General features: G+C 69.1%; 11 protein-coding genes. 1 reads left to right on the forward strand and 10 read right to left on the reverse strand.

What is annotated here, in order from left to right; genetic code table 11:
• Window positions 1-2: 2 nt before the first annotated feature.
• From octT to H7K45_RS26610, 9 genes are all read right to left on the reverse strand, one after another.
• Window positions 3-746: a diglucosylglycerate octanoyltransferase gene (octT, locus tag H7K45_RS26570; protein ID WP_263999076.1), complete on the reverse strand. Its 744-nt coding sequence runs from the start codon at window positions 744-746 to the stop codon at window positions 3-5.
• On the reverse strand, window positions 736-1,416 hold the full coding sequence (gene gpgP, locus H7K45_RS26575) for a glucosyl-3-phosphoglycerate phosphatase (RefSeq protein WP_263999077.1): 681 nt from the start codon (window positions 1,414-1,416) through the stop codon (window positions 736-738). The genes octT and gpgP overlap by 11 nt, the downstream gene beginning before the upstream one ends.
• Window positions 1,413-1,781 carry a ribosome silencing factor gene (rsfS, locus tag H7K45_RS26580; RefSeq protein WP_263999078.1) on the reverse strand — a complete coding sequence of 123 codons (369 nt, stop codon included), beginning with the start codon at window positions 1,779-1,781 and terminating at the stop codon, window positions 1,413-1,415. The genes gpgP and rsfS overlap by 4 nt, the downstream gene beginning before the upstream one ends.
• Window positions 1,778-2,416 (reverse strand): nicotinate-nucleotide adenylyltransferase, encoded by a 639-nt coding sequence (nadD, locus tag H7K45_RS26585; RefSeq protein ID WP_263999079.1) that lies wholly within the window; start codon window positions 2,414-2,416, stop codon window positions 1,778-1,780. The genes rsfS and nadD overlap by 4 nt, the downstream gene beginning before the upstream one ends.
• An 11-nt stretch (window positions 2,417-2,427) precedes the next feature.
• Window positions 2,428-3,876 carry a vWA domain-containing protein gene (locus H7K45_RS26590; protein WP_263999080.1) on the reverse strand — a complete coding sequence of 483 codons (1,449 nt, stop codon included), beginning with the start codon at window positions 3,874-3,876 and terminating at the stop codon, window positions 2,428-2,430.
• Window positions 3,876-4,772, reverse strand: coding sequence for an AAA family ATPase (locus H7K45_RS26595; RefSeq protein ID WP_263999081.1), 897 nt, complete (start codon window positions 4,770-4,772; stop codon window positions 3,876-3,878). The genes H7K45_RS26590 and H7K45_RS26595 overlap by 1 nt, the downstream gene beginning before the upstream one ends.
• Before the next feature lie 17 nt (window positions 4,773-4,789).
• A complete protein-coding gene (locus tag H7K45_RS26600; protein ID WP_263999082.1) occupies window positions 4,790-6,037 on the reverse strand; it encodes a glutamate-5-semialdehyde dehydrogenase in 1,248 nt (415 codons plus the stop codon).
• Between the two features lie 68 nt (window positions 6,038-6,105).
• Window positions 6,106-6,900 carry a GntR family transcriptional regulator gene (locus H7K45_RS26605; RefSeq protein ID WP_263999083.1) on the reverse strand — a complete coding sequence of 265 codons (795 nt, stop codon included), beginning with the start codon at window positions 6,898-6,900 and terminating at the stop codon, window positions 6,106-6,108.
• A gap of 28 nt (window positions 6,901-6,928) precedes the next feature.
• Complete coding sequence (locus H7K45_RS26610; RefSeq protein WP_263999084.1) at window positions 6,929-8,971, reverse strand: NAD(+) synthase; 2,043 nt, start codon at window positions 8,969-8,971, stop codon at window positions 6,929-6,931.
• A gap of 47 nt (window positions 8,972-9,018) precedes the next feature.
• On the opposite strand from H7K45_RS26610, the gene H7K45_RS26615 reads away from it, so the two are divergent.
• On the forward strand, window positions 9,019-9,861 hold the full coding sequence (locus tag H7K45_RS26615) for an NAD-dependent protein deacetylase (protein WP_263999085.1): 843 nt from the start codon (window positions 9,019-9,021) through the stop codon (window positions 9,859-9,861).
• Here the strand turns inward: H7K45_RS26615 and H7K45_RS26620 are convergent.
• Window positions 9,858-11,120: a cytochrome P450 gene (locus H7K45_RS26620; RefSeq protein WP_263999086.1), complete on the reverse strand. Its 1,263-nt coding sequence runs from the start codon at window positions 11,118-11,120 to the stop codon at window positions 9,858-9,860. The genes H7K45_RS26615 and H7K45_RS26620 overlap by 4 nt on opposite strands.
• Window positions 11,121-11,169 lie beyond the last annotated feature (49 nt).

Consider the following 11,169-nt stretch of genomic DNA (forward strand, 5'->3'; position numbering starts at 1 on the left):
GCTCAGCCCCTCGAGGCCACGGTGCTCACGCCCGCCTCGGCGAGTCCCTCGAGCATCAGGCCGGCTACCGCGCGATGCGCCTCGAAGTTCCAGTGGATGCCATCGGGGTTACCCCGCCCGCTCGTCACCTCGTCGCCGACCGCCGCCTTCAGGTCGACGATGGGCACGTCGTGCCGTCGGCCCCAGGCGGTGATGGCGGCGGCGGTGGCGTGACGCCAGCGGTGGGACTTGCCGTAGGTCGGCGCGACGTGGACCGACGGGACGCACGCCACGAAGGGGATGCCCGGTCGGTTGAAGTCGATGGCCGCACGGGTCTGCTCGAGGTAGTCCGCGCTCAGATGCGCCGGCAGCGCCGGCCTGGCCACGGGTGAGAGTCGGGGCTGCAGCCACCCGTAACCGTCACGGACCCACCGGCGCAGCACCGGCGGTCGCACGTAGCGGATGGACTCGCGCAGCGCCGTCGGCAACGGCGACGGCAGGGAATCCATGCCGCTGGTCGCGAAGATCACCGCGCCGGCACGCGGCAGAGCCGCCCACGAGCGCGGGTCCTGAATCGCCGCCCACCAGACGTCGCGGCACGTCCAGCCGATGCGGCCGATCAGCTCGAGATCCCAGTCGAGTTGAGCCGCAACGATGTTGGGCCAGATCCTCGGATCGTCGGCAGGCAGGCCGCCGGCAGGCCCGTAGTAGGACAGGGAATCGCAGAAGACGAGCAACGTCCTCCTGGGCGGCTCGTCAGAGGACATCGTTGGCGACCTGGGCCGAGGCGTTCCACACGTCGAGGCGCCACCGGACGTCCCGTGGCGCCGCGTCGTCCTCGGAATGCCCCGACAGCTGCACCCAGCTGGCATTGCCCATGCCACCGAGCACCGGCCAGTTCTCGACCGGCAGGTTCAACAACGCGGCCGTCAGCGCGGCGATCAACCCGCCGTGGGCCACCAGCACCACCGGGCGGTCAGACGCGCCCCCGGCGCCCGCCGAACCCCAGTCCTGCAACTGGGTCAGCAGTTCGTCGACCACCGGCACGCTGCGCGCGGCGACGTCGACCCTGCTCTCCCCGCCGTGCGGGGCCCACCTGGCGTCGTCGCGCCACGCGAATCGGGCGCCCGGCGCGACGTCGTCGACCTCGAGGTGGGTCAGACCCTGCCAGTCGCCGAGGTGGGTCTCGCGAAGCCGGGTGTCGAGCGACATCTCCATTCCGGCACGCTCGGCGAGTGCGGCCGCGGTGTCGGCGGCCCGGCGCAGATCCGAGGTCACGATGGCCAGGGGCTGACGCTTGGCCAGCACCTCGGCGGCCGCGGCGGCCTGCTCGCGCCCGAGGTCGGTCAGGTCGGTGTCGAGCTGTCCCTGCATGCGGTTGCCCGCGTTGTACTCGGTCTGCCCGTGGCGCAGCAACACCAGACGACGAACTCTCATTGCTCGGCGTCCAGGTCGACGGGGATCACCGGGCAGTCACGCCACAGCCGGTCCAGGGCGTAGAAGTTGCGCTCGTCCTGATGCTGGATGTGCGCCACGATGTCGATGTAGTCGAGCAGCACCCAGCGCCCTTCGCGGGTGCCCTCCCGGCGGGCGGGCTTGTATCCGGCCTGCCGCATCTTCTCTTCGACCTCGTCGACGATCGCGTTGACCTGCCGGTCGTTGGACGCCGAGGCGACGACGAAGCAATCGGTGATGACCAGTTGATCGGAGACGTCGATGACGACGACGTCGTCGGCGAGCTTCGCCGAGGCGGCCCGAGCGGCGATCGTGGCCATCTGGATGGCTTCTGCGTTGGCCGTCATGCGTGCTGTTCCCCTAATTCATGAGACGTCGCGGGATAGAGACCGCGCTTGGTGACGTATTGGACGACGCCGTCGGGCACCAGGTACCAGATGGGTCTGCCGAGTTCGGCTCTCCTGCGGCAGTCGCTCGACGAGATCGCCAGGGCAGGAACCTCGACCAGGTTGAGCGCTTCGGCGGGTAGTTCCTTCATCGCGGCCTCGATGTGTTCGCCGTCGAGTTCGTACCCGGGCCGGCTGACGCCCACGAAGCGTGCGAGGGCGAACAGCTGCTCCCAGTTGCGCCACGACAGGATCGAGCCGAGGGCGTCGGCCCCGGTGATGAAGTACAGGTCGGCGTCGGGATTGAGCGCCGCCAGGTCGCGCAGCGTGTCCTTGGTGTAGGTCGGGCCACCGCGGTCGATGTCGACCCGACTGACCGAGAACCGCGGATTGGCCGCCGTGGCGATGACGGTCATGAGGTAGCGGTCCTCGGCGGCGGTGACCGAGCGGTCGCGCTTCTGCCACGGTTGACCGGTGGGGACGAAGAGGACCTCGTCGAGGTCGAAGAGGTCGGCCACCTCACTCGCCGCGACGAGGTGACCGTGGTGGATGGGATCGAACGTCCCGCCCATCACCCCAAGTCTGCGTCGAGTCACGACTAGGCAGCTTAGACGGGTAGCAGCTGGTCGATCACCGCGGCGAGCTGCTTGGCCGAGCGGCACTCGTGCATGGGGATGACGCCCTCGTACCGCGGCACCGCCGAATCGCCGCTGCCCCACAGGTGCCTGGGCTCCGGGTTGAGCCAGTGGGCGTGGCGGCTGGCGGCCACCATGTGCTTCAGTAGGTCCACCTCGGGATTGCGGTAGTTGTTGCGCGCGTCGCCAAGCACCAGCAGCGAGCTCCGCGGGGACAACACGCTGGGATATTCGTCCAGGAACGAGACGAAGGCGTGCCCGTAGTCGGAGTGCCCGTCGCGGGTGAACACCCCGGCCTCCCGGGTGATGCGCTGCACGGCGACGGCGAGGTCGGAGTCCGGCCCGAACATCTCGGTGACCTCGTCGGTGGTGTCGATGAAGGCGAAGACGCGGACCCGGGAGAACTGCTGACGCAACGCGTTGACCAACAACAGGGTGAAGTGGCTGAAACCGGCCACCGACCCGGACACGTCGCACAGCACGACCAGTTCCGGACGTGCGGGCCGCGGCTTCTTGAGGACCACCTCGATCGGCACGCCGCCGGTGGACATGGACTTGCGCAACGTCTTGCGCAGGTCGATCTGACCCGCGCGGGATCGTCGGTGGCGCGCAGCCAGCCGCGACGCCAGCGTCCTGGCCAGTGGGGCGACCACGCGGCGCATCTCGCGGAGTTGCTCGCCGGAGGCACGCAGGAATTCGACGTTCTCCGACAGCTGGGGGATGCCGTAGGTCTGGACGTGCTGGCGTCCCAGTTGCTCGGCGGTGCGGCGCTTGGTCTCTGCCTCGACCATGCGGCGAAGCTGCCCGATGCGCTTGGCGGCCATCGCCTTGGCGATCTGCTCCTGGGTGGGGGTGGGTTCCTCACCGTAGGGCGCCAGCAGCCCGGCGAGCAGCTTGCCCTCCAACTCGTCCAGCGCCATCGCCTTGAGCGCCTGATACGACGAGTACGACGGACCACGGCTGGAGCTGTATTTGCCGAACGCCTCGACGATCTGGGCGACCATCGCCGCGAGCCGGTCGTCCATGGCGGCCAGATCCTCGTTGCGGGTCAGCATGTCGACCAGGGCGGCCCGCAGTTCCTCGGCGTCGGGACTGGCCGCACCGTCGGGCGGGCTCGGGTCTTCCTCGTCGTCGTCGGAGAGCACGGTGCGCGCGCCGAGCGCGGCGGGGAACCACAGGTTGAACATCGCGTCGTAGGTCGCGCGGTGCTCCGGTCGGCGCAGCACCGCGCATGCCAGGCCCTCGCGCAACACCTCGCGGTCGCCGAGGCCGAGCACCGTCATCACCTGGCCCGCGTCGACCGTCTCCGAGGGCCCGACCGCGATGCCGACTCCGCGCAGCGCCTCGACGAACTCGACCAGATGACCGGGAAAGCCGTGCGGCGCAAGGGGTTGCGGCGGGCTGGAGCGACGGTAGGCCATCAGTTGAGCCTGAGCTCCCCGCTGGCCTTGATCTGATCGGACTGATGTTTGAGCACCACCCCGAGCGTGGCGGCGATCATTTCGTCGTCGATGGTGTCCATGCCCAGCGCCAGCACCGTGCGGCCCCAGTCTATGGTCTCCGCGACCGACGGCACCTTCTTGAGCTGCATGTCACGCAGCACGCCGATGATCCGAACCAGTTCCTCGGCGATCTTTTCCGGAAGCTCCGGCACGCGCGACAGCAGGATCCGGCGCTCGAGGTCCGGTGAGGGAAAGTCGATGTGCAGGAACAGGCATCGACGCTTGAGCGCCTCGGACAGCTCACGCGTGGCGTTCGAGGTCAGCAAGACGAACGGGGTGCGCGTGGCCGTGATGGTGCCCAATTCCGGCACGGTGACGGCGAAGTCGGACAGCACCTCCAGCAGTAGACCCTCGATCTCGATGTCGGCCTTGTCGGTCTCGTCGATCAGCAGCACCGTCGGGTCGGTGCGTCGGATGGCGGTCAGCAGCGGTCGCTGCAGCAGGAATTCCTCGCTGAAGACGTCGGTCTTGGTCTGGTCCCAATCGCCTTCGGATCCAGCGCCGCCGCCTTGTCCAGATTGAATGCGCAGGATCTGCTTGGCGTGGTTCCACTCGTAGAGGGCGCGGGCCTCGTCGACGCCTTCGTAACATTGCAACCGCACCAGACCCGAGCCGGTGCACTGCGCGATCGCGCGGGCCAGTTCGGTCTTGCCGACGCCGGCCGGCCCCTCGACCAGTAGCGGCTTGCCGAGCCGGTCGGCCAGGAAGACCGCCGTCGCCGTGGCCGTGTCGGGCAGGTAACCGGTTTCGGCGAGCCGCGTGGCGACGTCGTCGATGTCGGTGAACAGCGGGGTCGGACGGGTGGGCACGGCCACGTTGGGTGTTCTCCTAGCTAGGCAGGGCGAATGTGGCCGTCGGGCGAACCCCACACGATCCACTTGGTCGAGGTCAACTCCGGCAGTCCCATCGGACCTCTGGCGTGGAGCTTCTGGGTGGAGATTCCGATCTCGGCACCGAAGCCGAACTGCTCGCCGTCGGTGAAGGCAGTCGACGCGTTGACCATCACCGCGGCGGCATCGACGCGGTCGGTGAAGCGTTGGGCCGCAGCCAAGTTGGTGGTCACGATGGCCTCGGTGTGCCCGGTGCCGTACTCGTTGACGTGTGCGATCGCGCCATCCACACCGTCGACGACGGCCACCGCGATGTCCATCGAGAGGAATTCCGCGCGCAGATCCTCCTCGCTGGGGTCGAGGTGCACGGTGACGCCGGCGTCGGTGAGGGCGCCCACCAGCCGCGGCAGCGCGGTCGCCGCGATCGCCTCGTCGACCAGCAGGGTCTCGGCGGCGTTGCAGACGCTGGTGCGTCGGGTCTTGGCGTTCAGCACGATGCGCTCGGCGACCTCGAGGTCGGCCGCCTCGTGGACGAACACGTGGCAGTTGCCCACCCCGGTCTCGATGGTCGGCACGGTCGCGTCGCGCACCACGGCGTCGATGAGTCCGGCGCCCCCGCGGGGGATGACGACGTCGACCAAGCCACGCGCCTGAATGAGGTGCGTGACGCTGGCCCGGTCGGCGCTGGGCAGCAGCTGGACGGCATCCTCGGGCAACCCCTCCCCGAGCAGAGCCATCCGCAGCGCCGTGACGAGCGCCGCGTTGGACTGGGCGGCCGATGAACTGCCGCGCAGCAGTGCCGCGTTGCCCGACTTGAGCGTCAGACCGAAGGCGTCGACGGTGACGTTGGGCCTGCCCTCGTAGACCATGCCGACCACGCCGAGCGGCACGCGCTGCTGACGGATCAGCAGGCCGTTGGGCAGGGTGCTGCCGCGCAGCACCTCGCCGACCGGATCCGGCAGGCCGGCGACCTGTCGAAGTCCCGACGCGATGCCCTCGACGCGCTGCGGGTTCAGGGCCAGCCGATCCAGCATCGACTCCGGCGTTCCCGCGGCCCTGGCGGCCTCGACGTCGGCGGCGTTGGCGGCGAGCACCTCGTGCACGTGTGCCAGCACCGCGTCGGCCGCCGCGTGCAGGGCCCGGTTCTTGGTCTCGGTGGTCAGCGTCGCGAGGACGCGGGCCGCGACGCGCGCCCGCCGGGCCGCGTCGTGGACCTGGCTGCGCAGATCCGTGGGAGCTTCAACGCTCATTAGTGCAGCTTATCGAGGTAGGCCGCGATTCGCCGCGCCGGGTCGAGCGAATCGCTGCGCACGCCGACTCAGTTCGACGGCCTGAGCACGTCGTGCGCGATGGACAACGCGGTGCCCGTCTCGGCGTCCGCCGAGCGCTGGGAGACCAGGACCCGACTTCGATCCGGGGACAGGGCGACCGACAGCACGTGGTGCGGTGCGCCACCGGCGTACGCCACCCGGTTGACGCGGATCAGCGGCGACCCGATGGCGGTCGCCAGCAGTGACGCCGTTCGGGGACCGGCGATTTCGGCGGTCATCTCGTGGTCGAGGCGTTCCAAGACCACCCCGGCGGCGGTCATCAGCCCGTAGAGCGTGACCCGCCGCAGGGCCGACTCGGTCACCACGTCGGCGAGTTCGGCGGGCAACCACGCGTCGGTGATCATCAGCGGTTCGGAGGTGAGGCGCTCGTGGCGCACCCGCAGGACGTGCAGTGCGGTGTCGCGGTGATCCCATCGGGCGGCGACGGCGGGGGGCACGGCCCGCACGCCCCATTCGACGACGTCGACCTCGGTCTCGACTTCGACCTGCCGCATGTTGTCCAGGCTGGAGGCCTGGTGAGCCTCCGCCGACCGTTCGCTGACGAACGATCCGACGCCGTGCCGGCGGTCGACGAGGCCGGCGTCGGACAGATCGGACAGCGCCCGTCGCACCGTGATGCGTGAGACGCCGAACATGTCGCACAACGTCTGCTCGGTCGGCAGTGCCTCACCCGAGGCCAGCGCGCCCCTGCTGATCTCGTCGTGAAGCACCAAGTAGAGCTGCCGGTGCAGCGGAACCCCGGCGTCCACGCTGACACGAGCGGCGTTGCCGGGTTCGTCCACAGCGGAGAGTTTTTCACATCGGCGGCCGTCAGGCCTGCGGGACCTCGCGCTCGATCTCTTCGAGCCAGATGCGAGCGGACATGTCCGACGGGGCGCGCCAGTCACCGCGCGGAGACAGCGCACCGCCCGCGGAGACCTTCGGACCGTTGGGCAGCGCCGAGCGCTTGAACTGGCTGAAGGAGTAGAAGCGTTGAACGAAAACCTCCAGCCAGTGCCGAATCTCGGCCAGGGAGTACTCCGGCCTCTCGTCGGCGGGGTACCCCGTAGGCCACCGGCCTGCCTCGGCGTCGTGCCACGCATGCCAGGCCAGGAAGGCGACCTTGGCGGGCCCGAACCCGTAGCGCAGCACCTGGAACAGCGAGAAATCCTGCAGGACATACGGTCCCACCTTGGCCTCGCTGCTCTGAATCTCCTCGTCCTCGCCGGCGGGCACCAGCTCGGGGGTGATCTCGGTCTCCACCACCGACTGCAGCACCATGTTGACGTCCTCGGCGAACTGACCAGAGGAGATGACCCAGCGAATCAGATGCTGAATCAACGTCTTCGGCACGCCGCCGTTGACGTTGTAGTGCGACATCTGGTCGCCGACACCGTAGGTGGACCACCCGAGCGCGAGTTCGGAGAGGTCACCGGTGCCGAGCACGATGCCGCCTCGCTGGTTGGCCAGCCGGAACAGGTAGTCGGTGCGCAGACCGGCCTGCACGTTCTCGAAGGTGACGTCGTAGACCTTCTCGCCGCGGGCGAAGGGGTGGTCCATCTCGGTCAGCATCCGTATCGCCGTGTCGCGAATGTCGATCTCCGCGAACGTCACCCCCAGTGCCGCGCACAAGGCGATCGCGTTGCCCTTGGTGCGCTCCCCGGTGGCGAAGCCGGGCATCGTGAACGCCAAGATGTCACTGCGCGGCCGCTGCTCACGGTCCATGGCCCGGGCCGCGACGATCAGCGCATGGGTGGAGTCCAGACCACCCGAGACGCCGATGACGATCTTGGGGTACTTCAGCGCCCGCATCCGCTGCTCGAGGCCGGACACCTGAATGCTGTAGGCCTCGTAGCAATCCCGTTGCAGCCGTTCGGGATCCGACGGGACGAAGGGAAAGCGCTCGACGGCGCGGCGCAACCCGATGTCACCGGAGGGCGGGTCGAGGACGAACTCGACGCGCCGGAACCCGTCGACGCGTTCGGCGTGGTGGCGCCGGTTGTCGTCGAAGGTCCCCATCCGCAGCCGCTCGGCACGCAACAGACCGACGTCGACGTCGGCCACCGACCTGCGTTCGCCCTTGGGGAAGCGCTCGGTCTCGGCGAGCAGCACGCCGTTCTCGTAGATCATCGTCTGCCCGTCCCAGGCCAGGTCGGTCGTCGACTCGCCCTCGCCAGCCGCGGCGTAGACGTAGGCCGCCAGACACCGCGACGACGCCGACTGTGCCAACAACTTTCGGTCGTCGGCGCGGCCGATGGTGATGGGACTGCCGGACAGGTTGGCGAGCACGGTCGCACCCGCGAGCGCGGCCTCGGCACTGGGCGGCACCGGCACCCACATGTCCTCGCAGATCTCGACGTGCAGCACGAAGTTCGGCAGGTCGGTCGCGGTGAACAGGAGGTCGGGCCCGAACGGCACGTCGGAGCCGCCGAGCCTGATGACGCCGTTCTGGTCGTCGCCGGGAGCGATCTGTCGCCGTTCGTAGAACTCGCGGTAGGTCGGCAGGTAGGACTTCGGCACGACGCCCAGCACTACGCCGCGGTGGATCACGACGGCGGTGTTGTAGACGCGGTTGCGGTGGCGCAGCGGGGCACCGATCGCCAGCACGGGCAGCAGGTCCGCCGAGGCCGTCACGACGTCGACGACGGCGGCCTCGACGGCGTCGAGCAGCGTGTCCTGCAAGACGATGTCCTCGATCGAGTACCCCGACAACGTCAGTTCGGGAAAGACGGCCAGGCCGACGCCGTCGTCGTGGCATTCGCGCGCCAGCCCCAGCACCGATGCGGCATTGAGGGCCGGGTCGGCCAGCGCCGTGTGATGCGTGCAGGCGGCGACACGCACGTAGTCGTGTCGGTAGGCGGAGTAGAAGTCCACGACCCGATCATCCCAGGTCGCCCACGAGCGGCCTACCCTGGACGGAGATGAACGACTCCACCGCCCCCGAACTGGTCGGCCTGCTCGCAGGTCGGCGCCTGGCAGTCCTGACCGGCGCAGGCCTGTCGACCGATTCTGGCATCCCGGACTACCGCGGCCCCGACTCCCCGCCGAGCAACCCGATGACGATTCGGCAGTTCACCTCCGACCCCGCGTTCCGGCAGCGCTACTGGGCGCGCAACCACGTCGGGTGGCGGCACATGCACGCCACCCTCCCCAACGCCGGGCACCGGGCGCTCGCCGCGTTGGAACGCGCCGGCGTGGTCACCGGCCTGATCACCCAGAACGTGGACCTGTTGCACACCAAGGCGGGCAGTGAGAACGTCGTCAACCTGCATGGCACGTACGCCGACGTCGTCTGCCTCGGCTGCGGGTCGACCATGACGCGCGCCCAGTTGGCCGACGAACTCGAAGCGCTCAACCCGGGCTTCGCCGAACGCGCCGAACGGGTGGGCGGCATCGCGGTGGCCCCCGACGCCGACGCGATGATCGAGGAGACCTCCTCGTTCCGATACGTCGACTGCGTTCGCTGCGGTGGGATGCTCAAACCCGACATCGTCTACTTCGGCGAGAGCGTTCCGAAGGACCGGGTGGCGCAGGCATATTCGTTGGTCGACGACGCCGACGCCCTGCTCGTCGCCGGATCGTCACTGACGGTGTTCTCCGGATTGCGCTTCGTCAGGCACGCCGCGGCGGCGGGCAAGCCGGTCGCGATCATCAACCGCGGCGCCACCCGCGGCGACGAGCTCGCTGCGGTGAAGCTCGACGCGGGCTGTTCGGAGCTGCTGGTCCTCCTCGTCGACGAACTGGCCCCGATTCCGGCCCCCTAGAAGGTGACCGGCAGGGCACGCACGCCGTGGACGAAGTTGCCAGGGACGTAGGACGGCTCCCCCGCCGAGATGCCCGGCAGCTGGGTGAGCAGTTCCCCGAAGAGCGCGCGCAGCTGAGCCCTCGCCACGTGCGCACCGAGGCAGAAGTGGCGGCCCCCACCACCAAAGCCCAGGTGCGGGTTGGGCTTACGCGACAAGTCGAAGCGCTCGGGCGCGTCGAAGACGGTCTCGTCGAAGTTGCCCGACGCGTAGAACATGACGACCTTCTCCCCCGCGGCGACGTCGTGACCGCCGACCTGGCAGTCGACGGCGGCCGTGCGGCGGAAGGTCATCACCGGGGTCGCCCATCGAATGAATTCCTCGACGGCGCCGGGAATGCGGTCGTCGAAGTCGGCTGCCAGCCAGGCGCGCTGGTCGTCGAAGTCGGTGAGCGCCTTGACGGCGTGGCTGGCGGTCTGGCGGGTGGTGTCGTTGCCCGCGACCGCCAGCAGGACGAAGAAGGCGGCGATCTCCGCGTCGGTCAGCCGGTCGCCGTCGACCTCGGCGTGGACGAGCGCGCTGATCAGGTCGTCGCCCGGGTTCTCGCGGCGGTCGGCGGCCAGGGCACCGGCCACCCCGTGCAGGTACATCTGGCTTCCGATGAGGACCTCCAGGGGATTTCGCCCGTCGAGATAGTGCGGATCGCCCCACGACACCATGGCGTCGGCGGCGTCGGCCACTTGGGCCCGCTCGGATTCGGGGATGCCGACCATGTCCGAGAGGGTCCGGATCGGCAGCTCCTTGGCGCACAGGTCGACGAAGTCCGCTCCGCTGCCCGCGGAGCGCAGCTCGGCGACGATGTCGGCGGCGTTGGCCTTGATCGAGTCCTCGATGCGACGCACCTGCCGCGGGGTGAAGGCGGCGTGCACGACCTTGCGAATCTTGGTGTGCCGCGGGGCATCCATGGCCAGGAACGACTGTGACGCCTCGAGCAGCTCCTCGGGCACGTTCTCGAACAGCACGCCCTTGCCCGAGAGGAACGTCTCGCTGTCCTTGCTGACGGCGACGATGTCGGCGTGCCGGGTCACCGCCCAGTAGCCGCGGTCCTCGGGGTCGTGCATCAGCGCGTCCTCGACGGGTGGGTGCCAGCTGACGGGCCGGTCGCGCCGCAGTTGGGCGAAGGCCTTCTCACGGTCGGCGGCGGTGGTCGACCAGAACGCCCGAGACGACAGGTCGATTGGGTCGTACGGGCGGACGGGTGTGAGCGGCGACACAGTCATGGCGGTGACGATATGTCTAGACAGTATGTCTAGTCAAGATGTGTGCGCG

The organism is Mycobacterium yunnanensis, from assembly GCF_025823185.1.
Lineage (GTDB): Bacteria > Actinomycetota > Actinomycetes > Mycobacteriales > Mycobacteriaceae > Mycobacterium > Mycobacterium yunnanensis.